The 24,753-nt window shown below is 63.2% G+C and carries 14 protein-coding genes and 1 pseudogene; 6 read left to right on the top strand and 9 right to left on the bottom strand.

Annotated features, from left to right (window positions below; translation table 11 throughout):
• Positions 1-33: 33 nt before the first annotated feature.
• The 6 genes from R9B85_RS24655 to R9B85_RS24630 form a co-directional block, all read right to left on the bottom strand.
• Positions 34-1,221 carry an HlyD family efflux transporter periplasmic adaptor subunit gene (locus R9B85_RS24655; RefSeq protein ID WP_112253566.1) on the bottom strand — a complete coding sequence of 396 codons (1,188 nt, stop codon included), beginning with the start codon at positions 1,219-1,221 and terminating at the stop codon, positions 34-36.
• Positions 1,211-3,373, bottom strand: coding sequence for a type I secretion system permease/ATPase (locus R9B85_RS24650; protein ID WP_215520917.1), 2,163 nt, complete (start codon positions 3,371-3,373; stop codon positions 1,211-1,213). The genes R9B85_RS24655 and R9B85_RS24650 overlap by 11 nt, the downstream gene beginning before the upstream one ends.
• Entirely contained in the window at positions 3,363-4,634 is a 1,272-nt protein-coding gene (locus tag R9B85_RS24645; RefSeq protein WP_112253564.1) for a TolC family protein, read from the bottom strand. Before R9B85_RS24645 ends, R9B85_RS24650 begins: the two co-directional genes overlap by 11 nt.
• Entirely contained in the window at positions 4,634-12,520 is a 7,887-nt protein-coding gene (locus R9B85_RS24640; RefSeq protein WP_423770668.1) for an Ig-like domain-containing protein, read from the bottom strand. Before R9B85_RS24640 ends, R9B85_RS24645 begins: the two co-directional genes overlap by 1 nt.
• A gap of 433 nt (positions 12,521-12,953) precedes the next feature.
• Positions 12,954-13,265, bottom strand: coding sequence for a hypothetical protein (locus R9B85_RS24635; RefSeq protein WP_207878097.1), 312 nt, complete (start codon positions 13,263-13,265; stop codon positions 12,954-12,956).
• 130 nt (positions 13,266-13,395) lie between these two features.
• Positions 13,396-13,728 (bottom strand): hypothetical protein, encoded by a 333-nt coding sequence (locus tag R9B85_RS24630; protein WP_207878098.1) that lies wholly within the window; start codon positions 13,726-13,728, stop codon positions 13,396-13,398.
• Between the two features lie 555 nt (positions 13,729-14,283).
• On the opposite strand from R9B85_RS24630, the gene R9B85_RS24625 reads away from it, so the two are divergent.
• The 3 genes and pseudogenes from R9B85_RS24625 to R9B85_RS24615 all read left to right on the top strand — a co-directional run bounded on the left by R9B85_RS24625 (position 14,284) and on the right by R9B85_RS24615 (position 17,919).
• Positions 14,284-14,949, top strand: coding sequence for an SOS response-associated peptidase (locus R9B85_RS24625; RefSeq protein WP_207878099.1), 666 nt, complete (start codon positions 14,284-14,286; stop codon positions 14,947-14,949).
• 234 nt (positions 14,950-15,183) lie between these two features.
• Positions 15,184-16,268 (top strand): annotated as a pseudogene (gene psrA, locus R9B85_RS24620) (iron-containing alcohol dehydrogenase PsrA).
• Positions 16,269-17,625: 1,357 nt separating this feature from the next.
• Positions 17,626-17,919: a hypothetical protein gene (locus R9B85_RS24615; RefSeq protein ID WP_215520997.1), complete on the top strand. Its 294-nt coding sequence runs from the start codon at positions 17,626-17,628 to the stop codon at positions 17,917-17,919.
• A gap of 6 nt (positions 17,920-17,925) precedes the next feature.
• Here the strand turns inward: R9B85_RS24615 and R9B85_RS24610 are convergent, their stop codons facing one another.
• Both R9B85_RS24610 and R9B85_RS24605 read right to left on the bottom strand, forming a co-directional pair.
• Positions 17,926-18,225 (bottom strand): hypothetical protein, encoded by a 300-nt coding sequence (locus R9B85_RS24610; protein WP_252192142.1) that lies wholly within the window; start codon positions 18,223-18,225, stop codon positions 17,926-17,928.
• Positions 18,226-18,903: 678 nt separating this feature from the next.
• On the bottom strand, positions 18,904-19,203 hold the full coding sequence (locus tag R9B85_RS24605; protein ID WP_215520919.1) for a hypothetical protein: 300 nt from the start codon (positions 19,201-19,203) through the stop codon (positions 18,904-18,906).
• A gap of 181 nt (positions 19,204-19,384) precedes the next feature.
• Between R9B85_RS24605 and R9B85_RS24600 the strand changes: the two genes are divergently transcribed.
• The 3 genes from R9B85_RS24600 (at position 19,385) to R9B85_RS24590 (ending at position 23,640) form a co-directional block, all read left to right on the top strand.
• On the top strand, positions 19,385-20,578 hold the full coding sequence (locus R9B85_RS24600; RefSeq protein WP_353844712.1) for a tyrosine-type recombinase/integrase: 1,194 nt from the start codon (positions 19,385-19,387) through the stop codon (positions 20,576-20,578).
• 35 nt (positions 20,579-20,613) lie between these two features.
• The gene (locus R9B85_RS24595) at positions 20,614-22,200 is read left to right on the top strand and encodes an ABC-F family ATPase (RefSeq protein ID WP_075045122.1); all 1,587 of its coding nucleotides are present in this window, start codon (positions 20,614-20,616) and stop codon (positions 22,198-22,200) included.
• A gap of 246 nt (positions 22,201-22,446) precedes the next feature.
• Positions 22,447-23,640, top strand: a complete 1,194-nt coding sequence (locus R9B85_RS24590) for an MFS transporter (RefSeq protein ID WP_112253516.1) — start codon at positions 22,447-22,449, stop codon at positions 23,638-23,640.
• Here R9B85_RS24590 and R9B85_RS24585 read toward each other — a convergent pair.
• A complete protein-coding gene (locus R9B85_RS24585) occupies positions 23,602-24,648 on the bottom strand; it encodes an alpha/beta hydrolase family protein (RefSeq protein WP_112253515.1) in 1,047 nt (348 codons plus the stop codon). The genes R9B85_RS24590 and R9B85_RS24585 overlap by 39 nt on opposite strands.
• Positions 24,649-24,753: the final 105 nt, after the last annotated feature.

The raw sequence follows: 24,753 nt of genomic DNA, 5'->3' as shown, positions 1-24,753 counted from the left end.
GAACGAGCCTGCCTGCCCATCTGACGCTGCAGTTCAGTAGAGACGGGCCTTGATCAGCGGGCGCAGCAAGTAATTGAGCACGCTGCGCTTACCGCTGAGGATATCCACCTCGGCTACCATGCCGGGGATGATCGGCAGCACTTCATCGTCGCGCTTGAGCTGGCTGCCGTCGGTGCGGATCAGCACCTGGTAGTACGACTCCTTGCCGTGGGGCGTGTCCTCTTCGATGGTGTCGGCGCTGATCTGCTCCAGCGTACCCTTGAGGTCGCCATAGATGCTGAAGTCATAGGCGGTGATCTTCACCTTGGCCGGCATGCCCGGCACCAGGAAGGCCACGTCACGCGGCTTGATCCTGGCCTCGACCAGCAGACGGTCCTCCACCGGTATCACTTCCATGATCGCCTCGCCGGGCTGGATCACCCCGCCACGGGTATTGATCAGCACGGTGTTGACCCGCCCACGCACCGGCGAAACGATGCCAGTACGGCGCAACTGGTCCTGTCGCTGCTGGACAATCGGCTCCAGGGCACTGAGGTCGGCCTTGCGCTGTGAGCGCTCGGTATAGGCATCCTGGAAGTAGCTGCTTTTCAGCTCGGTCAGCTTGCCGTTGAGGGTAGCGATGTCCTGGCTCAGCCGCAGCGCCTCCATCTGGCTTACCGCACGCTTGGCCACCAGCGGGCGGACCAGGTCGAGCTGGCTCTGGGCCAGGCTGATCTGCCTCTGGATCGCCTGGCTACCTTCGAGCAGCTTGTCCCGCCGCGACTTGAACAGCTCGCGCTCGGAACGCGCCAGCGGCCCTTGCGGGTCGATGTCCGGCGGGAACTCGATGGTCGCCTTGCCCAGCACTTCGGCGTCCAGCCGGGCGATGGCCGCGCGCAGCACGCCGGCCTGGTTGGCCGACTCCTGGAAATTGGTGAGAAAGCGCGTCTCGTCCAGGCGCAGCAGCGGCTGGCCGACCTCCACCAGGTCGCCCTCCTGCACCAGCAGACGGTCAAGAATGCCGCCTTCCAGGCTCTGGATCTTCTGGATGCGGCTGAACGGCACCACACGCCCGTCGCCGCGCGTCACTTCATCGAGCTCCGCCCAGGCGGCCCAGGCGACGAACAGCACGACGCTGCCGAGCAGGGTCCAGAGCAGCGGGCGATAGACCGGGTGAGTGGTGGCCAGCAAGGGGTCGGCCAGTTGCCGGCGCAGCACTGCAGAACTTTTTTCAGCTGCCATGGCCAGCTCCTTCGGCGACCTGCGGCGCCTGCACCTGATTGCCCAGCACCACCTGGTTCAGCGGGCCGTCCATGATCACCTGGCCGTTGCGCAGTACCACTGCACGGTCCACCAGTGCCAAAACGCTTTTCTTGTGGGTGGTGAGGATCAAGGTACGTCGGCCCAGCCATTTCTGCAGGTAATCGATGACCTGTTTCTCGCTGTTCTGGTCGAAGGCTGCGGTCGGCTCGTCGAGCAGCAGGATCGGCGGGTCCTGCAGCAATACCCGGGCCAGCCCCACCGCCTGGCGTTGTCCACCGGAGAGGCTGGCGTTGCCCAGGATCGGCATGTCCAGGCCCAACGGGTGGGCGCGTACGAAAGTGCCCAGCCCCACGCCATCGAGGGCTTCCAGCAATTCCTCGTCGCCCAGCGCGGCGTTCGCCAGGTTGAGGTTTTCCCGCAGGCTGCCGTGGAACAACGCGACATCCTGCGGCAAGTAGCCGATGCCGCGCTGGCGGTCGGCCGGGTCGAGCTGGCTCAGGGCGATGTCGTCCAGCAACAGCCGGCCGGATTGGGCGTCGAGCAGGCCGCTGAGCAGCCGCAGCAGGGTCGACTTGCCGGCGCCGTTGCCGCCGAGCAGCGCCACCCGCTCGCCGGCCTGGATGCTCAGCGCCTGTACATCGACCACCGGCGGGCTGTCGCCATGGGCCAGGCGCAGCGCCTCCAGGCGGTAATGCCCGTGCAGCCGGTCGCGATGCACGAAGCGCTTCCCGGTGGGGCGCTCCTGTTCGGCCGACATCAGCTGGTCCAGGCCTTCAAGCGCCACCTTGGTGTGCTGCCAGCGACCGAGGATGGCAGCAGCCTGGGACAGCGGTGCGATGGCCCGCGAGGCCAGGATCGAACAGGCCACCAGGGCACCAACGGTCATCGCCCCGTCGCTTATGCGGTAGACGCCGAACACCACCACCCCGACATAGCACAACTGCTGGACGATGCTTGCCGAATAGCTGAGGGTCGAGGCCAGGGCATGGGTCTTCATTGCGGTACCAGCCAGTTCCCCGGTGAGCGTCTCCCACTGCTGCCGGCAGCGGCCCTCGGCACGCGTGGCCTTGACCGTCTCCAGGTGTTCGAAGGCTTCCAGCAGCACGCTGTTCTTCATCGCCCCTTCGCGCAGGTTCTGCCGCGACAGGTGCCCGAGCAGGCGCTGGGTCAGCAGCCCCGGCAGCAGCATCAACGCACAGGCCACCAGCGGCACCCAGACCACATGGCCACCGATCACGGCAATGATCGACAGGAAGATCGCCACGAACGGCAGGTCGCTGATCAGTGCGGCGCTGGACGAAGTGAAAAACTCGCGGACCGACTCGAACTCACGCACCTGGGTACTGAACGCGCCCATCGACGCCGGCTTGGCGGCGATCCGGGTGCTTAGCACGCGCGCGAACAGCAGGCTCGACAATTGCAGGTCCAGGCGCTTGCCGAGTACGTTCAGCAGGTGCCCGCGAAGGATCCGCAACACTCCGTCGACGATGATCGCCAGGGCCACGCCGCTGGCGAGTATCCATAGGGTATCGAAGGCGGCATTGGGCACCACGCGGTCGTATACCTGCATGGCGAACAGCGCCGAGGCGACGGCCAGGACGTTGGCTACCAGGGCTGCCGCCGTGACTTCCGCATAGGAGCGCCAGAGCCGCTTGAGTGGCCCGAAGAACCAGTGTTCCGGCAGGCCGCTGGCGTAGTCGCCCACCCGCCCATCGGGGCGGTAGCGGCACTTGGCGAACACCGCAGTGCCACTGTAAAGCGCCTCCAGAGCGGTCAGCGCCATGCACTCACGGCCACCCTCGCTTTGCGGCACCAGCACCTCGTACTGCTCGCCCTCGACGCCAACCAGCAGCAGGCTGCGACCATCGTCGAGCAGCAGCAGCGCCGGCAGCAGGTAGGCGTCCATCTGCCGCAACGGCAGCTCCGCGACCTTGGCATTGATGTCTGCGCGGCGCAGGGCGCGAACGACCAGGCGCAGCGGCAGGCGTCCGTGCTCCAGTGCCAGGCCGTCGACCAGTTCGGCGTCGCCCAGCGGCCGGCCCAGTTGCCGACATAGCAGCAACAGGCCCTGGCGCAGCGGGTCGTCGTGGTTCAGGGGCACGACGTTGTCCGGGGATTGTTCAACTTCCATGATTCAACCGATTCTCCAGTAGTGCCCCCAACAGCCCGACCTGCGCGGCCGCGCGGTACTCGATGCGCTTGCGCTCGATGTGCAAGTTGATCAACTGCCGCTCGGCCTCGAAACGTTCGCGCTGCACGTTGAGCAAGTCGATCACGTCGCGGCGGCCGACCTCGAACTGCTCGCGATACAGCTCGCCAACCTGCTCCGACTCTGTCACCTGCTGGCTCAGCGACTGTTCCCGCCAGCGCAGCGTGTCAGCGTTGTCGAACAGCGACTGCAACTGCCGGCGGATGTCCCGCTGCATCGCATCGGCCGTCCATTGCGCCGACTCCAGACGCTGTTGCGCAGCAGTCGGCCGGCGGAAGTTGGAAAGCCCCTGGAACGTGTCCATGCGAAAGCGCAGCGACATCACCGAGTCGCTTTCCGGGCGACCGCCGATCTCCCGGCGCAACGCGGAGGCCTCCAGGTTCAACTGCGGCAGCAACGAAGCCTTGGCCTCGCGGACTTGCGCCTCGGCGACATTGGCGTCCTCCAACGCCTTGCGCTGCAACGGCGACTCACGGATCACCCGCGCCACGTCGCTGGCAGCCAGGTAGCGCTGCAGCGACATCGGCTCGGGCTCCACCAGTTCGGCGGGGTCCTGGCCAACCAGGATCGCGTACTGGTTGCGCGCGTCCTGCAGGTTGCCCTTCTCCAGCGACAGCTGCTCCTGGGCACGCGCCAGTTCGAGATTGGCGCGGTCCAGTTCGCTGCGGTCGGCGTAACCATCGCTGCCGCGTGCCTGGGTCATCTCGCGGATGCCGTCCAGGCGCTGAATGTGCTGGCGCACCGTCTCTACCCGGCGCTCCGAGGCAAGTACGTCGAGGTAGGTCTCGACGATATCCAGCGCCGCATCGTCGCGCGCCACCAGCACCGCCTCGGACAGCTTGCGCCGGGTGGCGCTGGCGCTGTCGACCTTGCTCGTCACCCTGCCCCAGTCATACAGCATCTGCGATACGGTCACGTCGTAGACGACCTCGCCAACATCGAATTCCTGCGGCCCCCCGGACATGGTGACGGAGGGGTAGTAACCACCTTTGGCGATTTCCACCTCGGTGCCCGCACGATCCGCCTCGGCCATCGCCGAACGCACCTGTGGGTGAATCGCCAACCCCGCCCGCACCGCCTGGTCGAGCGGGATGCCCGACGCGGACAGCGGCAGCCCCAGGCACAGGAGCCAAAGGGCTCCCGCGCCACGGCGCCTTCCCTTGTGCACGGACAGGCCGCGCATCAGACCACGACCTGTACCGTGTTGTCCTCGATCAGCAGGGTACTGCTGCCAAAGTTGTAGACATCGTAGGTAATGCCGTTGAGCTGCTGGGTGGTCCCTGTGTTCACGGCACCCACCACGTTGAGCGTGTCGTTGCTCTCGCCGGTGATCTGCAGGACGTTGTTGGTATCGGTGATGGCGTCGACCTCCGCCGCGGTCAGGGTCAGCACGCTCCCAGAGTCGCCCCTGCCGAGGTCGATACGCTCGATATTGGAGAGCGTGCCGACGCCGACGGCGTTGTAGTCGAGGTCGATGCCGTCGGCCAGGACCAGAGTGTCGAAGCCCGCGCCGCCGTCGATGCTGACGAAGTTGGTCGCGGTGATCTGGATGGCATCGTTGCCGTTCCCGGCCACCACGTGGTCGCCGGTCCCCACATCGAAGATCAGGTCATTGCCATCGCCGGCGTTGATGTGCTCCGAACTGCCGTCCGCCCCGGACATCACATCGTCCCCGGAGGTACCGTTGACGTCGATCTGGCCCAGGTTCAGCGACAGCCCGTTCGGGGTCAGGGTGATGCCGTAGGCCGAACTGTCGTTGCCGTTGGTATCGGTGGCGACGATATTGAACGAGATCTGCGAACCGAGGGTGAGGATATCGGTGATGTTCAACCCCAACTGGGTGAGCACGCTCGGGCTCAGCAGGTTCAGCGAGAAGTCGCCGGAGCTGTCCGCTGTGATCGGCTGCAGCTCGACGTTCAGCGCCGGGGTGATGACACGGATCACCACGCTGGAGTCCGGCTCGGTGGTGCCGCTGAAACCGAACCGCGGGCTCAGCGGGTTGAGGCTGACATCGAGGCCGAAGTTGCCGATGGTCACTGGCTGCTCGATGCTGCTGCCGACGCCGATGGTGGCCACATTGCTCGTGTTACCAGCCGGATCCTCGCCAGTCACCGAAACCTGGGCATTGAGCAACTGGTCCAGGGTGAGGTCGATGTCCAGGTCGGTGAGCAGGTTCAAAGAAGCCAGCCCGCTATTATCGGCAGTCACCGTGGCGGTGGCGGTGACGCCGTCGATGTCCACTTCGACCGTCAGGTCGGTTCCCGGGTCGGTGGAGATGGTCAGGATGCTGCCCACCAGCGACAGCACCGGGGTCGCAGGCGGGATGGTGTCGACGGTGAATGGCACCGCGCTCGACGTAGTACCGCCATTGATGTCCGCGGTGACGGTTGAGGCCCCCTCGGGGAACGGCCCCATGCCACCGCCAGGGGGAATGGTCACGGTGACACTGCCGGCCAGGATATCGCCGGCGGTGATGGTGTGCGTTGCCTGCGTCTCGTAGCCGTTCTGCCCGGCGAAGGCGACCGTGATCACTTGGCCGGCCTGCATGGTCGGGCGGATGGTCACGTCGACCTGGATCCCGTTGCTGATCTCGGCAGCGTTGATCCAGGTATCGGCGGCCTCCGGCACGCTGATGGTCGGCGGTGCCAGGTCCGGCGCGTTGATCGTCGATGGGCCGCTGAGGTTGCCGGCAGCATCGGCGGTGACCCCGCTGATCAGCTCGCCGGTGATCAGCGGCGGCGCAAACGGCAGGCTGAAGTTGCCGCTGCCATCGACATTCACCGTGATCGGGTTGGCGGTATCGCCGTCGATCACGAGACGTACCTGGCTGTTCGGCTCGGCGGTACCGCTCAGCAGCGCACCGTCGGCACTGATGCTCAGCAGCGGCGCCGACGGCGCCACCGTGTCGACCGTGGTACTGGCCGGGCCACTGGTGTTACCTGCGGCGTCCTCGGCCACCGCGTTGACCACCGTGCCATTGGGCAGCGGCGTGGTTGGGGTGAAGCTCCAGTCGCCACTGCCGTCCGCCGTCGTCTCGCCGATCGGGTTGCCGCCACCATCGGTGAGGATGACGGTGGCGCCGGGTTCAGCGGTACCAGCGAGGACCACACCATTGCTCGGCTCGATAGTCGGCGTGGCCGGGGCGATGGCATCGACCGTGGTGCTGACCACTGGAGCGCTGGTATTGCCTGCCGGGTCCTGGGCCACGGCGTTGATGACCGTGCCGTTGGCCAGCGGTGTACCGGGCGTGAACGACCAGTTGCCGCTGCCGTCGGCGGTTGTCTCGCCGATCGGATTGCCGCTGCCGTCGGTGAGAATCACCTTGGCCCCGGCTTCGGCGGTACCACTGATCTCGGTACCGTTGCTCGGCTCGATCGTCGGCTGGCCGGGGGCGATCGCATCCACGGTGGTGCTGACCTGTGGGGCGCTGGTATTGCCGGCGGCGTCCTGAGCCACGGCGTTGATCACCGTGCCGTTGGCCAGCGGTGTGCCAGGCGTGAACGACCAGTTACCGCTGCCGTCCGCGGTAGCCTGGCCAATCGGGCTGCCGCTGCCGTCGGTGAGGATCACCTTGGCGCCAATTTCTGCGGTACCACTGATCACCACTCCGTTGCTCGGGTTGATGATCGGGGCGGCCGGGGCGATGGTGTCAACGGTGGTGCTGGTCGGCCCGCTGGTATTGCCGGACGGGTCCTGGGCCACGGCGTTGATCACCGTACCGTTGGCCAGCGCAGGCGCAGGCGTGAAGGCCCAGTTGCCGCTGCCATCGGCGGTAGTCTCGCCGATCGGGTTGCCGCTACTGTTGGTGAGAATCACCTTGGCCCCGGCTTCGGCGGTACCACTGATCACCACCCCGTTGCTCGGGTTGATGATCGGTGCGGCCGGGGCGATGGCGTCAACGGTGACGCTGGCCGGCCCGCTGGTGTTGCCGGCCGGGTCCTGGGCCACGGCGTTGATGACTGTGCCGTTTGCCAGCGGTGTACCGGGGGTGAACGACCAGTTGCCGCTGCCGTCGGCGGTGGTCTGACCTATCGGGTTGCCACCGCCGTCGGTGAGGATGACAGTCGCGCCCGCTTCGGCGGTACCGCTGATTTCCGTGCCGTTGCTCGGTTCGACCACCGGTGCGGCCGGTGCCACGCCATCCACGGTAATGATCGCTGGTGCACTATCGGTCCCACCGGGGTTGCGTGCCACCACGTTGACCACGGTGCCATCCGGCAGCGGTACGCCGGGCGTGAACGACCAGTTGCCGCTGCCATCGGCGCTGACCTGGCCGATCGGGTTGCCGCTTCCATCGGTCAGGATAATGGTGTTATTCGCATCCGCGGTACCGCTGATCACCGAGCCGTTACTCGGGTCGACCTGCGGAATCGACGGCAGCGACGCGTCCACGGTAGTGCTACCAGGAGCGCCGGTATTGCCGGCTGCATCGGTCGCGGTAGCGTTGACCACGGTGCCATCGGGCAGTTGCGTGCCGGGGGTGAATGTCCAGTTGCCGCTGCCGTCGGCGGTGGCTTCGCCAATGGGATTACCGCTGCCGTCGGTAAGGGTCACGGTGCTGTTCGGCTCGGCAGTACCGTTGAGCACGGCGCCGTTGCTCGGATTGACCACCGGCGCGGCGGGTGCGATCGAATCCACCGTGGTGCTGCCCTGCGGGCCAGTGTTGCCGGCCGGGTCTTGGGCCACGGCGTTGACTACTGTGCCATTGGCCAGCGGCGTACTGGGAGTGAAGCTCCAGTTGCCGTTGCCGTCGACAGTAGTCTGGCCGATGGGGTTGCCGCTGCCATCGGTCAGGATCACTCTGCTGCCGGGCTCGGCGGTGCCGCTGATTTCGCTGCCGTTGCTTGGCTCGACCACCGGTGCGGACGGGGCCACTGAATCCACCGTGGTGGCGGCCTGCGGACCAGTGTTGCCGGTCGGGTCGGTTGCCGTGGCGATGATCACGGTACCGTTGGCCAGCGGCGAACCGGGAGTGAAGCTCCAGTTGCCGCTGCCGTCGGCGGTGATCTGGCCGATCGGGTTGCCGCCGAAGTCGGTCAGGGTCACGGTGGCGCCCGCTTCGGCGGTGCCGCTGATTGTCGAGCCGTTGCTTGGATTGATAACCGGTGCAGCCGGCGCGCTGGAGTCGACGGTGACCGTCGCTGCCGGGCCGGTATTGCCAGCCGCGTCGCTCGCCGTGGCGTTGACCACGGTGCCATTGGGCAGTGGCGTGGCTGGCGTGAACGTCCAGTTGCCGCTGCCGTCAGCGGTGGCTTCGCCAATCGGATTGCCACTGCCGTCGGTGAGGGTGACGGTGCTGTTCGGCTCGGCAGTACCACTGAGGCTGCTGCCGTTGCTGAGGTTGACGGTGGGTATACCCGGGGCCACGCCGTCCACGGTGGTGCTGCCCTGCCCGCCGGTATTACCGGCCGGGTCGGTCGCCGTGGCGTTGACCACAGTGCCATCCGGCAACGGTGTGCCTGGCGTGAACGACCAGTTGCCGCTGCCGTCGGCGGTAGTCTGCCCGATCGGGTTGCCGCTGCCGTCGGTCAGGGTGATGGTGCTGCCGGGCTCGGCGGTGCCGCTGATTTCACTGCCGTTGCTCGGCTCGACCACCGGCGCGGCCGGGGCCACCGTATCCACTGTGGTGCTCGATGGAGCGCTGGTGTTGCCGGTCGGGTCGGTCGCGGTGGCATTCACCACGGTGCCGTTGGGTAACGGGCTGCCCGGTGTGAAACTCCAGTTGCCGCTGCCGTCGGCGGTGACCTGGCCGATCGGGTTGCCGCTGCCATCGGTCAGGGTCACGGTGGCGCCCGCTTCGGCGGTGCCGCTGATTGTCGAGCCGTTGCTTGGATTGATAACCGGTGCAGCCGGCGCGCTGGAGTCGACGGTGACCGTCGCTGCCGGGCCGGTATTGCCAGCCGCGTCGCTCGCCGTGGCGTTGACCACGGTGCCATTGGGCAGTGGCGTGGCTGGCGTGAACGTCCAGTTGCCGCTGCCGTCGGCGGTGGCTTCGCCAATCGGATTGCCACTGCCGTCGGTGAGGGTGACGGTGCTGTTCGGCTCGGCAGTACCGCTGAGGCTGCTGCCGTTGCTGAGGTTGACGGTGGGTATACCCGGGGCCACGCCGTCCACGGTGGTGCTGCCCTGCCCGCCGGTATTACCGGCCGGGTCGGTCGCCGTGGCGTTGACCACAGTGCCATCCGGCAACGGTGTGCCTGGCGTGAACGACCAGTTGCCGCTGCCGTCGGCGGTAGTCTGCCCGATCGGGTTGCCGCTGCCGTCGGTCAGGGTGATGGTGCTGCCGGGCTCGGCGGTGCCGCTGATTTCACTGCCGTTGCTCGGCTCGACCACCGGCGCGGCCGGGGCCACCGTATCCACTGTGGTGCTCGATGGAGCGCTGGTGTTGCCGGTCGGGTCGGTCGCGGTGGCATTCACCACGGTGCCGTTGGGTAACGGGCTGCCCGGTGTGAAACTCCAGTTGCCGCTGCCGTCGGCGGTGACCTGGCCGATCGGGTTGCCGCTGCCATCGGTCAGGGTCACGGTGGCGCCCGCTTCGGCGGTGCCGCTGATTGTCGAGCCGTTGCTTGGATTGATAACCGGTGCAGCCGGCGCGCTGGAGTCGACGGTGACCGTCGCTGCCGGGCCGGTATTGCCAGCCGCGTCGCTCGCCGTGGCGTTGACCACGGTGCCATTGGGCAGTGGCGTGGCTGGCGTGAACGTCCAGTTGCCGCTGCCGTCGGCGGTGGCTTCGCCAATCGGATTGCCACTGCCGTCGGTGAGGGTGACGGTGCTGTTCGGCTCGGCAGTACCGCTGAGGCTGCTGCCGTTGCTGAGGTTGACGGTGGGTATACCCGGGGCCACGCCGTCCACGGTGGTGCTGCCCTGCCCGCCGGTATTACCGGCCGGGTCGGTCGCCGTGGCGTTGACCACAGTGCCATCCGGCAACGGTGTGCCTGGCGTGAACGACCAGTTGCCGCTGCCGTCGGCGGTAGTCTGCCCGATCGGGTTGCCGCTGCCGTCGGTCAGGGTGATGGTGCTGCCGGGTTCGGCGGTGCCGCTGATTTCGCTGCCGTTGCTCGGCTCGACCACGGGTGCGGCCGGGGCCACCGTATCCACTGTGGTGCTCGATGGAGCGCTGGTGTTGCCGGTCGGGTCGGTCGCGGTGGCATTCACCACGGTGCCGTTGGGTAACGGGCTGCCCGGTGTGAAGCTCCAGTTGCCGCTGCCGTCGGCGGTGATCTGCCCAATCGGGTTGCCGCTGCCGTCGGTCAGGGTCACGGTGGCGCCCGCTTCGGCGGTACCGCTGATGGTCGTGCCGTTACTTGGGTTGATTACCGGTGCAGCCGGCGCGCTGGAGTCGACGGTGACCGTCGCTGCCGGGCCGGTATTGCCAGCCGCGTCGCTCGCCGTGGCGTTGACCACGGTGCCATTGGGCAGCGGCGTGGCTGGCGTGAACGTCCAGTTGCCGCTGCCGTCAGCGGTGGCTTCGCCAATCGGATTGCCACTGCCGTCGGTGAGGGTCACGGTGCTGTTCGGCTCGGCAGTACCACTGAGGCTGCTGCCGTTGCTGAGGTTGACGGTGGGCACACCCGGGGCCACGCCGTCCACGGTGGTGCTGCCCTGCCCGCCGGTATTGCCAGCCGCGTCGGTCGCCGTGGCGTTGACCACAGTGCCATCCGGCAACGGTGTGCCTGGCGTGAACGACCAGTTGCCGCTACCGTCGGCGGTGACCTGGCCGATCGGGTTGCCGTTGCCGTCGGTCAGGGTGACAGTGCTGCCCGGTTCTGCGGTGCCATTGATCGTGGTGCCATTGCTGGAGTTGACCACTGGTACCGCCGGGGCCTGCGCATCCACTGTTGTGCTCGTCGGAGCGCTGGTGTTGCCAACTGCATCCTGGGCGACCACGTTGATCACTGTGCCATCAGCGATGGGCGTGGTCGGGGTGTAGGTCCAGTTGCCATTGCCATCGGCCGTCACCTGGCCGATCGGACTACCGTTGCCATCAGTGAGGGTCACGGTGCTGTTCGGCTCGGCGGTACCGCTGAGCTCGGTACCATTGCTCGGGTTGATCACGGGTGCCGCTGGCGCCACGCCATCGATGATGGTGCTGGCGGGCGGGCCGCTGTTACCGGCGGCATCCACGACCACCGCGTTGATTACCGTGCCATCGGGCAGTGGGTTTTCAGGTGTGTACGACCAGTTGCCATTGCTGTCGACAGTAGTCTGGCCAATAGGGTTGCCGTTGCCGTCGGTGAGCACCACGGTGCTGCCCGGCTGGGCGGTACCACTGAGGCTGGAGCCGTTGCTCGGGTTGATTTGCGGCGCATCGGGGAAGTCGGGGGCCTGCACGGTCGCGGGCGGGCTGCTATTGCCGGCTGGATCGGTCACCACCACGGAAACCGTTTCTCCGTTGGTCAGTGGCGGATTCAGCGGAATCTGGAATTTGCCGTCAGGGCCGACCACCACGCTGGCGTCGGTTTGCCCGTCGCCGTTGCTGTCGATGCCCACGGTGGCGCCTGGCTCGGCCGTGCCGCTGATGCTGCTGCCATCCGGGGCAATCTGCAATCCGCTGGCGGGCGCCGGGGCCGTGGTGTCAGGCTGCACACTGCTGTCACCGCCGCCACCGCCACCGCCGTTGCTGTTGGCAATCGCGACGCCGCCACCAATGATCGCGGCGCCAGCCAGAAGTGCACCACCAGGGCTGAGCCCGGCAATGGTGCCATCGGTGCCGGTGAGCGACTCGAACCCAGCCGGAGTTTCCTGAGGCACATAACCCGCCACCAGCGGCCCATCGGCAGCGACCGGCGGCAGGTCAACGGCCAGCAGTTTGTCCCGGTCTACCAGATACAACTGGCTTGCAGGCTGCCCTTCGGCATAGAAGTTGGCAATGCGCAAGCTTTCGCCAGACTTCAGTTGCACGATCAGGTCAGCACCACTTTTTTGGTAGCCCGTCACACTTTCGGGCGCAATATCCAGAACAATGTTACTGCTCTGGGTAAGCGTCAGGATTCCGTTGTCGGGAATTGCAATGGGGGCGGCAGAAGTAACACTTTGAGCGAGGGGAGATACCTTGGCCTGAATGGACATACTTGACAGTCCTTTTGTCAATAGCACGACCGGGCGATCGCACGCGTATATCCAGAAATAGCACGCCCCCCATAAAACGCCAGAAGGGTTTTTAAAATATTTTCGGAAGGCTCCTGGCGAAGCGTTTCATCATCAAAACTCGTAAAAAGCTTTTTGACCTATTACTTTTGAATTAGCCCTTGCTGCGCACAGGGGCGCATAACTGCAAGTTGCTCTTATCAGGAAGGTGCTAGTTGAAAAGTACGCGCCCGCCCACGTTGATAGTTGCGAACCAATCGTGTTTGCTTAGATTTCTTGACCATCTATTCAACTTGAACCTGGCCATGTAAGCTCGCCAGCAAGAACGGTTAGCTCGATGATCGGCTCGGAACCGAGCAGCCTGAGGCAGAAGGCCGCCCAGTGCCGGCCTTCAAGCGGTTCGTTCAGCGCTTCCCTAGCTGAACTTGAGCTTGGCCACCTTGCTCAATGCCCATCCGCTGAACACGTAAAAGGCATCCAGGTAGAAGCGGCCTTCGTAGTTGGGGAGCGGTTCACGATTCAACAACAGCTCGGGCATGTCGGGCGAAGGGGGGAACAGTGCATAAAAGCCGTTGGGCAACACCGCCAACGCGATGAGCAGCAGATAGGTCACGGTCCGCAGCAGGGTGGCGCGGTCATGGGATTGCTCGGCCCATTTCAGGCCGAACCAGGCGACCAGGCCGGCAACCGGCAACACCCAGAAATGCGTCGGCATTCCAATAAACATTTCCGCGACAACGCTTCTTGATTCCAACCTTATACTCTCCGTTCAAATGAGCGGATTATTGCGGCTGGCGTCTGCAAATGCAAAAAACCCGCGCTCGAGCGCGGGCTTTTCGTTCTCGAAGGTTAGTTGATCATGCTTTTGAACACATCAGCGCGGCGTCCAACAGCCTGCCATGGTCGTACCAGGCATCGCGTTGATAGGCCGCGAACTGGCGCTGGGTACCCGTGCCGCGTACCTCGACCAGGCCACCCGCCTTGTCGGGGTCGGTACTATCGACAAACAGTCTGACCGAGTTAACGTCATCGACCTGGTAGGTTTTCACGTTCCCTTGAAGTTCGCTTTGGACGCACCCCAGGTATGTCGGCGTACTTCTTTCCATAGCCCCGACCACATACCCATGGCCCTCACGTACATCGGGGCCATGTACGCAGCCTGCCATGAACAGTGTGGCAAATGTGGACATCAGTATTGCACCTGCTACCGATCTTGAGCTTTTCACGCAACACGCTCCTGCCGCCCCATCGAGTAACCTGGAAAGTGTTACCAAGCCGCATGCACCTTTTTTGTTTTTGTTTGCCCATGTTACTGCTCAACGTCAGCCCGGTAATATGCTTGTTAGCTATATCGGTTTCGGGGCGGGCTTTCTCCGCGAAGATACCTTCGTTCATGGGCCAGCCGACAAGTTCCAGACCGGGCAGCCTGGGCGTGCTTGCGCTATGCCCCGAATCCGGGGGCGGCTGGGCCCACAATCGGGAGTCAGGCAATGGCCTTCAGAAACACCAGGGTCGCCAGCAGATCCAGTAGCAGCACGGCAACCACAACGAAGACCAAGTAGTAGCGGTCATCCTGAGTCATTTTTGCATTCTCCGAATGATCAATGCCTCAGGGTCCCAGCAATTCCTGTTCCAGAACAGTGGCACATCCGATCATGGTCGTTTCGTCCATGCTCCGCGCCCCCGCAGCCTTGTACCCGGGAACCATGCCCTGGCCTATGCTCATGGTTTAGGAGGAAGCGATCATGTGCGGAAGGCTAAGCCAGTACCGTGGCATACATGACTTCGTTGAAACCCTGAGCCTGCCTGAGGCCTGGCGCAACAACGTCGGCGACCAGCCGCTTGACCGTTACAACATCGCACCGACCACGCCGGTGGCAGTACTGCGGATGGATGACGCAGGCCCACGAGCGGACCTGGTGAGGTGGGGATGGCGGCCGCATTGGGCTGCCGATCGTGCTGCGCCGATCAACGCCCGGGTCGAGAAGGTGGCGCATGGCCCATTCTTCCGGGCGATCTGGCCACACCGGGCCATCACCCCAATCGACGGCTGGTACGAATGGGTTGATGAGGGCGGGCCGAAGAAGCAGCCTTACCATATCCGGCGCCAGGATGGCCGCCCTGCCCTTTGCGCTTCGATCGGCCAGTTCACCGGTACCGAGCACGACGGGTTCGTCATCATTACCGCCGACTCCCAGGGCGGAATGGTCGATGTTCATGACCGCCGGCCTGTCGTGTTGTCGCCAGAACTGGCGTACGAGTGGATCACGGCAACAATGCCGAGCGAGCACGCAGAACAACTGGTGCTCAACCTCAGTGAGCCGGCCGAAGCCTTCGAGTGGTACCGGGTGAGTGTGGCCGTGGGGAATGTGCGTAACCAGGGTGCCGAGTTGATTAACCCGCTTCATTGAACACAGGCAAATCTTTGCGCACGCTCCAGTGCTCTATTCCCACTGATCCCTCCCAACCCACCGGCCTTGCCCGCTGCGCGTCATGTGCAGGGGCACTGCCAGCCCGGAGTTTGCGCAATCCACGCTGACGCTGTTATCGGCCTGACCGATGCTTGCCTGCAATCAAACGATTGGAACGAAACCTGCCCGCCAACGAGCATGGCCGCACCTTCAAACAACAACAAGGAACTGCCCATGTCTGCCTGTTTCCATAATCCTGTCTCGACCGTGTTCGGCGCTGGCAGCCTGGCTCGCGTTGCCGAGCTGTGCACTGGCAAGGTCGCTTTGGTGACGTTCCCCGAGGCCGCTCAGTTGGGGCTAGTGGAGCGCGTGCGCGGCCTGCTTGGCGAGCGTCTGGTCTGCGTGATCGACACTGTGCAGCCAAACCCGGACGTGGCCTGGTTGCGCGATGTACACGAACGATTCTGGGCCGAGCACGGTGACTGTGACAGCGTCTTCGCCCTGGGTGGTGGCAGCGCCATCGACACCGCCAAAGCGCTGATCGTCGGGACACAATCCGGAAGCTTCGATGAACTGCTGGAATTGCTCGCCAGTGGCAAATCGTTCACCCCCGCGCGACACAAGCCACTGATTGCCGCACCGACCACAGCTGGAACTGGCAGCGAGGTGACCCCCTGGGCCACGTTGTGGGATAGCGCCCGGCAGAAGAAATACTCCCTGCACCTGGCGTGCACCTGGCCGCAGGTGGCGTTGATCGACCCACAGCTGATGCTCAGCGTACCGGGCCGGGTGACGGTATCCACCGGGCTGGATGCGCTGTCGCATGCCCTGGAAGCGATCTGGAACCACAACGCCAATCCCATCTCCGACACCTTCGCGGTGTCGGCCATCGAAGACATCCTCGATTGCCTGCCACAGCTGCAACAGGACTTGGCCAACCCCGAGCTGCGCGCGCGCATGGCCCTGGCTGCGCTCAAGGCCGGCATGGCATTCTCAAACACCAAGACCGCACTTGCCCATTCCATCTCCTATGAAATGACCTTGCGCCATGGCCTGCCCCATGGCATCGCCTGTTCGTTCACTTTGCCGATGGTCCTGGGCCTGGCCTGGGGCCGTGATGGGGAGCTCGACCCTTGCAGAAGGTTTTCGGCCCCGACCTCACCAGCGCGCAGCAGCGCTTGAGAGGCTTCCTCCATCGCTTGGGCGTGCACACCGAGTTCGAGGACTACGGCGTGACAGCGGCCTAGGCCGAAGCGATGATCGATGAGGCCATGCAGGGCGCACGCGGGCGCAATTTCATCGGCTCGCAAGCCGCCTGACACCCCACGCCTTTCCTCCAGCACCAAACAAGAGTGCCGACTCGCCGCGCCCCCGTGCCGGCGGCAGCGTACAAAAAGGAACAGCGCCGGGCTTTCGCATCCCAAAGGACTATCGGATGGCTATCACCGAAATTGGCTGCATGGTCCATGCTCGCCGCCCATTCTTCGATCTGCATGTGGCGAACATGTGTTCGTCGGACGCTTACCAAGCACCCGCTAAGGGGTAGTGTTCAATGCGGCACTCATGGGGATGGCCATCGCCTTTACACGTCCCATCCAGATATCGGTAGTTGATATGCATCAACTGGCCTTTTTTGGCCCACTGCCTGCGTGGGAGCGTGCTTTGGTAATCAGCAGTTTCCGGTACGAATGTGATAGTAGCCCCCTTTTCCGGGCACTCTGCCGTGGTTGATGCCTGGCTTACCTTTACGACCTGGGCCTGTAGCTTTGGATAGGGAAGCTTCAACACATCAGTGATATGTAGTTCCATACGGCAAACTTGCCACGTCGATGCTTGCACTGGCTGGCACATTACGAAGAAGGGAACGGCAAATAGGGCGTAGCGAGTTGCACGGTAGTCCATTATTGGCCCTGCGTTGAATGTTGATATCCGAGGCATTATCAGACGTGGACTCACCGAATCATAGGACGATCCTGTCTCGCGCGCATTCAGCCAAGTCGATGCGCGCCCAAGCCATGCAAGGTGACTTCAGCGAACGCTTACGGTTGATACGCGCGCCCGCCGCGACCTTGAAGCTTTTCCGGAACCGCAACGCCATGCTCGACTCCTTGAGGAAGGCAATGGGTCTTCATCCCCCAAAGCTGCGGGGTCCGCAATCCTGTCCACCCATCCACCCAGCTGTAACGGCAAAGCCACCCCAGACGCATAAAGCCCAGCGCGGGGCTGGGCTTGATTTAAAAACCACTGGTAGCATTGCTTAAGACTTGTGCCACTCTCTTACCAAGCTAGTGAGTCCTGAGAAGTTTGTTACCTGATGTTCTCGTGAGGTTTTCAGATGGAAAAAACGCCAGCATCCGGATAGACATTGACCCCAGTCCATCTCAGCGCCCTCGAGATAATCATCGAAACCGCTTGAAGGTGTGCAAGTAGTAGTATTTATCACTAGCGCATTGAGCAAAGGCCAATCGTTGTCATTGCAAAAATCACCAACGATACCTGCATAAGAACCTGCCATGTTGTGACTAAGCCCAAATACATTCTCTCGTTCATTGTAAGGAACAACACGCCTTGATTGCGCAGCAAAAACAAGATACCGAAGAATACCGGAAAAGAACTTTTCTAATGCCACCTTATATAAATTAACGCACGCAATCTCAGTCCGACAAGGAGTAACTAATGTCAATAGAGAACCGATCCAGCAACACCGAGATGGTCAGCGTGCCGCGCGAACGGCTGCAGGCTTGGCAGCAGCGTTTCTCGAAGGCGCAGATGTTTCAGCAGTCGACTGAGATCCAAGCGGCACTGGCCCAGCCGACCCAGCAGCACCACGCCGAGCCTATAGCCTGGATGGTTGGTACTGCCATCTGTTCGACCAAAGAAGAGGCTGAGCGGGATGCGGCCGAGGTTGGCCAGACTGTAGTCGGCCTGGGACCTATGACCGAGTGCAGTTGCGCCAGGCGACAGTGCTGAGGCTGCTCACCTCGACACGACCTTACGGGACGGCGATTGGGCTTCGCTTGCTATTTGGCGAGCACGCCCGACACCCCAAGCCATCGCCCGCGTCATGGTTTCGCCTGGGCGAGAATCAAAGCTTTCTTCGTGGATGAGCGCTCCACTAGGGCCGTAAATACCGATGAACATTTGGGTCGCGCCGATGCTCGAAAGGCGTACCTGGACATCGATTTGCGAACCGTCATTCAACGTTTCGTTGTGGGTTCTGGTATGTAATTTCGGATCGCCCCACTGCCAGAAGCAATCGCCACGCTCCCTTACCATCGTCCATCGGTCCTTAGTTGCTGAGGAAGGTATTTCTTACCCCAACAATTAAATTGACTCAATATATTTGACGTCAAATAAATGGCCGCCAGACGACTGGCATAAACTTATACAAATCAGCGAATCATGTATAAGTATCCTTGGTTCGCGGCTCACCCGGATCACGGCCTCCATTTAGACTCCCGGACAGATCGGGTGAATCTAGAGTAGCTGCGAAGCGCATCCATCTTTCGAAGGCTTCCCTATGTAGGGCTTGGGTCTCTATCCACGATAGCTCTCCCATACGCCCATAGGCTACTTGGTTCATTATCGATGAGGTCACGGCATCCAGCTCTCTCAGGAGTTGGTATGCGGCAAATTTCTTATCTAATGGCATGTGTCGTCTCGCAAGGCAGCAGAACTCAAACCGGCACTGGTGCTGGGACAGCACTCTTGTGATTTTTGCTCCCTGTCACCGTCGATTGGCATCACCTAAGCGCCTAACATCGGTGAGCATCCTGCTCGACTGCCATCCTACCCCATTCTGCTTATTAACTTGCCTAGTAATAGGGGTCAAGGCGACGACACGCCGCAAAACCATTACATAACAAGTGACCTGCCAGACGGACCCTGGGTATGTTCAAGGTCCGCCAGGCGAATCAGGTCAACTAATAGAACATTTGTACTCTACCCCACTGCTCATTTAGCGCAGGCGACCTTATCGAATTCCGGTTGGGTATCAGTGGCGATCCGACGCGCCCGGCCCACGCCCCAGGCCAGAGCCCTGGTCATGGATTCACCTGGACGCGAATCGAATGCCTCCTCATGAAGGGCCATTCCACTCGCGGCATACACCCCAATGAACATCTGCGTGTTACCCGTGCGCGACAGTCGCACCTGAACATCTATGCACGTTCCATCGTTGAGCGTCTCGTCGTGAGTGCGGTGATGAAGAGTTGGATCAGCCCATTCCCAGAAAACTTCACCACGATTTCTCATGCCGACCTCCTACGACTTTAGTTGTATGAAATTGGTGAACTCTCACCATAGCTAAAGCGAGGCGGCACGCAATCGCGGCATCCCAGTTTGAGAGCTGAATCGGACCACTGGCCGATTTTCTTGTACCAATCCAAACCCCTTGTACAACTCACTGCCGCGAAATGGCGGCCAAGGAATCATCGTGCCCGAAGAAAAGAACCTGAATCACGAACTGCTGAAGCTGGCAGCCAAGGGTTGTCGCCTGGAGATCGAGCCCTGCACCTGCCGCGACCCAAAATGGCCGTTTCGCTTGAAAGGCCAGTCCGGCGTGCGCGCCCACTGGAACCCGCTCACCAACGACGGTGACGCGCTGAAGCTGGCGGTCGAGCTTCGTCTTAACATCGAAATTAACGCCGGCGGCGTCGATGTCTACAGCGGAGACCTGGATGAGGGCCTGTATGTGCCTGTTTGCGGCAATCTTCAGCTCTGGCTGGCCAGCCGCGAAATCACTCAGGGCACGCATAACAACTACAAGAGCGCCCTCAACCTTTACTGGATGCCACGCCTGGCTCTGGTCCGTATCGACCTGATCACAACCACCCTGCTCCGCCGCGTCATCACCGAAACCGAATGGACCTCGGCAAACGTGAAGCGCAACGCGATTACGAGACTATCGACGATCCTGGCTGCGGCGACCCGGGAAGGCCTGCTGACCAAGAACCCCGCTGAGGTGATTGAGTTACCGAAGCGGTCGCGTAAGGAGATCGCCCCGTTCACCCTGGCTGAAGCCAACACCATCATCGACAAGCTATACGAACACAAGTATTGGCCGAGCCTCATCTATGCCGCGCTGTTCGAATTCATGTTCTTCACCGGCCTCCGCCTGTCGGAGGCCTTGGCCGTACGCTGGGATGTGATCGATATGGAAAAGAGGACTGTGCACGTTAAGAGGACCGTCGCCTTGGGCGCGGTGGAGGAAAGGACGAAAACAGGGAGGGATCGGTTCGTGCTGCTGAATGATCGCGCTTTGCGCGCGATCCAATTCGCCAGGGGATACGCGGACCGCCGCCGACATGGGAAGGGAGCGGTGACCGAGACGCCGTTCTTGTTGCCGCCGTCGAAGAACGCCGAGCACGTGAAACAGACCTCCGATCTGCACAAACAGTGGGTGCCGGTGCTGAATGAGCTGGGCATTCGGCGTCGCCCCCCATATAACTGCCGCCACACCTATGCGACAATATGCTTAATGTCCGGCCTCAACCCCGCATTTATCGCCCAACAGCTGGGTCACAGCGTTCAAATGCTGCTGTCGACGTATGCCCGTTGGCTCAACTCAAGCTCCGACTGGAGCGAGCTGGAAAAACTCAAAATTGGTATCAAATCGGTATCAGCTTGAAAGCCAGCTCTGTAAGTGACTGATAGGTAAGCCCTTTGATCTCCACCGCCAACATCACCATGCAGTTCGGCTCCAAGCCGCTGTTCGAAAACGTTTCTGTCAAATTCAACAACGGCAACCGCTACGGCCTGATCGGCGCCAACGGTTGCGGCAAGTCGACCTTCATGAAGATCCTCGGCGGTGACCTCGAGCCGTCCGGCGGCCAGGTCATGCTCGAGCCGAACACGCGCCTGGGCAAACTGCGCCAGGACCAGTTCGCCTACGAGGAATTCACCGTGATCGACACGGTGATCATGGGCCACGGCCAGCTGTGGAAGGTCAAGGCCGAGCGCGATCGTATCTACTCGCTGCCGGAAATGACCGAGGAAGACGGCATGGCCGTCGCCGAGCTGGAAACCGAGTTTGCCGAGATGGACGGCTACACCGCCGAATCCCGCGCCGGTGAACTGCTGCTGGGCCTGGGTATCCCACTGGAACAGCACTTCGGCCCGATGAGCGAAGTGGCACCGGGCTGGAAGCTGCGTGTCCTGCTGGCCCAGGCGCTGTTCTCGGACCCGGACGTGCTGCTGCTCGACGAACCGACCAACCACCTGGACATCAACACCATCCGCTGGCTGGAAACCATCCTCACCGCGCGTAACAGCACCATGGTGATCATTTCCCACGACCGGCACTTCCTCAACAGTGTCTGCACCCACATGGCCGACCTGGACTACGGCGAGCTGCGCGTGTTCCCGGGCAACTACGACGAGTACATGACCGCTGCCACCCAGGCCCGCGAACAGTTGCTGTCCGACAACGCCAAGAAGAAAGCCCAGATCGCCGAACTGCAGACCTTCGTCAGCCGCTTCTCGGCCAACGCCTCCAAGGCCAAGCAGGCCACCTCGCGGGCCAAGCAGATCGACAAGATCCAGCTGGCCGAGGTCAAGCCGTCGAGCCGGGTGAGCCCGTTCATCCGCTTCGAACAGACCAAGAAGCTGCACCGCCAGGCCGTTACCGTCGAGAAAATGGCCAAGGCATTCGACGACAAGGTGCTGTTCAAGGACCTGGGCTTCACCATCGAGGCAGGCGAGCGCGTGGCGATCATCGGCCCCAACGGTATCGGCAAAACCACCCTGCTGCGCACCCTGGTCGGCGAAATGACCCCGGACAAGGGTGAAGTGAAGTGGACCGACAGCGCCGAAGTAGGCTACTACGCCCAGGACCACGCTCACGACTTCGAGGACGACATGACCCTGTTCGACTGGATGGGCCAGTGGACCTCCGGCGAGCAGGTGATCCGCGGCACCCTGGGGCGCATGTTGTTCTCCAACGACGAGATCCTCAAGTCGGTGAAGGTGATTTCCGGTGGTGAGCAAGGCCGCATGCTGTTCGGCAAGCTGATCCTGCAGAAGCCGAACGTGCTGGTGATGGACGAGCCGACCAACCACCTGGACATGGAATCGATCGAGGCGCTGAACCTGGCGCTGGAAAACTATCCGGGCACCCTGCTGTTCGTCAGCCACGACCGCGAGTTCGTGTCGTCGCTGGCCACGCGCATCATCGAGCTGTCTGCTGATGGCGTGGTGGACTTCAGCGGCACCTATGACGATTACCTGCGTAGCCAGGGTGTGCTGGTCTGATTGGGAAGGGCTCGGCCATTTGCACTGGCCGGGCTGCCCTATTCGCGGGTAAACCCGCTCCCACAGGGGACTGCGTAGCATTCGAGGCCTATGCAAATCCTGTGGGAGCGGGTTCACCCGCGAAACATCCACCGCCGATTCCACAGGCTGGCATTCTCCGACGAATAATTCGTTAGCCTGCTTTCATTTCCTTCGCTCAACGGCCATGATGGGGCAACGCCCAACCGCCCGCCCGCGAACGTGCCCATGACCGCGCAACAACCCGCCCCCGCCAGCAATACGCTGCAAATCACCCTGCAGATCCTGTCGATCGTTTTCTACACCTTCATTGCCTTCCTCTGCATCGGCCTGCCGATCGCCGTGCTGCCCAGCCATGTGCACGACCAGCTGGGGTTTGGCGCGGTGGTCGCCGGGCTGACCATTGGCCTGCAATACCTGGCCACCCTGCTCAGTCGCCCGCTTGCCGGGCGCGTGGCCGATACCCTGGGGGGCAAGCAGGCCATTCGCTTCGGCTTGCTGGGGATTGCCGGCTGCGGGGTGCTGACGCTGCTATCGGCCTGGACCCTGACACTACCGCTGCTGAGCCTGGCGCTGTTGCTCGGCGGGCGCCTGCTGCTGGGTATCGCCCAAGGGCTGATCGGCGTGGCCACGCTTAGCTGGGGCATCAGCCAGGTTGGGCCCGAGCACACCGCCAGGGTGATTTCCTGGAACGGTATCGCCTCCTATGGCGCCATCGCCATTGGCGCCCCCTTGGGTGTACTGGCCGTGGATGGGCTGGACTTCGGCGTGCTGGGGCCGGCATTGCTGGTACTGGCGCTATTGGCCCTGCTGGTACTGCGCAAACGGCCGGACGTGGTGGTGGTGCGCGGCGAGCGCTTGCCCTTCTGGTCGGCTTTCGGCCGGGTCGCACCCTGCGGCCTGGGCCTGACCCTGGCCTCCATCGGCTACGGTACCCTGACCACCTTCGTCACCCTGTATTACCTGGAGCGTGGCTGGGTGGGCGCGGCCTGGTGCCTGAGTGCCTTTGGCGTGTGCTTCATCATTTCCCGGCTGCTGTTCGTCAACGCGGTCAACCGTTTTGGTGGCTACAACGTGGCCGTCGCGTGCATGGCCACCGAAGTGCTCGGCCTGAGCCTGCTGTGGCTGGCACCGTCGCCGCCGTGGGCGCTGATCGGTGCCGGGCTGACCGGTTTCGGGCTGTCGCTGGTGTACCCGGCGCTGGGGGTGGAAGCGATCAAGCAGGTGCCCAGCAGCAGCCGCGGCGCAGGGCTGGGCGCCTACGCGGTGTTTTTCGACATGGCCCTGGCCATCGCCGGGCCGGTGATGGGCGCGGTGGCCGCGCACCTGGGCTATGCCTCGATCTTCTGCGTGGCTGCCCTGCTCGCCCTGGCCGGTGTCGGCCTAACGCTGTTGCTGGCGCGGCGCGCCGGTCGCGGCTGAACGCTCGGCCGGCTGCGGCGCACCCAGTGCCTGGCTGAAGAACAAAGCGGCTTCGCGTTGCAGGGAATGGTGGATGTGCCGGCGGTCCACGCCTGCGGCGTCCTTGCACAGCGCCGGCATCCGCACGGACTGCTCGGCATCGCAATGGGCCATGAACACGAAGTGCCCGGCGCCCGCCAACAGGCGATAGTCCGGGGTGACCGGCAACTTGCGAGCCAGGGCTTCGGCGTTGCGGTCGACCGCCACCAGCTGATCGCTGTCGCCACTGTAGATCAGTGCCGGCACCTGTACCCCGGCCAAGGCATGGCGCCCGAAAAGCAGGCTGAGCGGTGCCATCAGCATCACCGCCCCCACCCGCTGGTCGGCCTCGGGCACCAGCTCGCTGCGGTCGGAAATCAGTACCCCGTTGGTCCTGCAGGCGTCGGCGTCGTTCGGGCGATCCAGGCAATACTTGCGCAGGCGGTCCAGGTCGGGGCGCGCCCCTGAGAGGATCAAGGCTGTTTCACCACCGGCCGAATAGCCGATCACCCCCACTTTGCCAGCGTTCAGGTAGGGCCCCAGCAAGGTGTCATCGCGGGCGGCCGTAATCGCGGCACTCACTTGCAGCGGCCGGCCATACAGGTTGCTCAAGGTGCCCAGGCGGCTGTGGTCGCCGGCGTTGTCCCCCGGGTGTACCACCGCCACTACGATAAAGCCCTGCCGTGCCAGCGATGTCGCCAGGTAATGCAAGGCCAGCGGGCTGCCAGTATTGCCGTGGGACAACACCAGCAACGGGAACTGGCCCAATGCTACCGGCGCCTCTTCAGCCACGTCGATCGGGTAGCCGTCCATGCGGCGGGTGTGGGTTTTGCCGCTGGCCGGGTAGAACGCCAATGCCTGCATGGGCCGGTCGTCGACCGGGTCGGCCAGGGTCATGTGGTGCAAGCCGGCAACCCAGGGCGCAGCCTCGGCGTGGGCCAGCAGGCTGCCGAGCAGGGCCAGCGCCAACACGCAGCGTGAGAGAGTCATCGGCCGGCGGCTCCTTGCAGGGCGAAGAGATAGCCCAGCATAGAACCGGCCTGGGCTGCACCGGATGAAACCTGGATGAAACCGGAGTCATGCACTTCACGCCGG

Source organism: Pseudomonas sp. NLJ1, assembly GCF_049486705.1.
In the GTDB taxonomy this organism is placed as follows: Bacteria; Pseudomonadota; Gammaproteobacteria; order Pseudomonadales; family Pseudomonadaceae; genus Aquipseudomonas; species Aquipseudomonas inefficax.
Note: the sequence above shows the minus strand (reverse complement) of the source record. Positions and strands in the feature narration are given on the sequence as shown.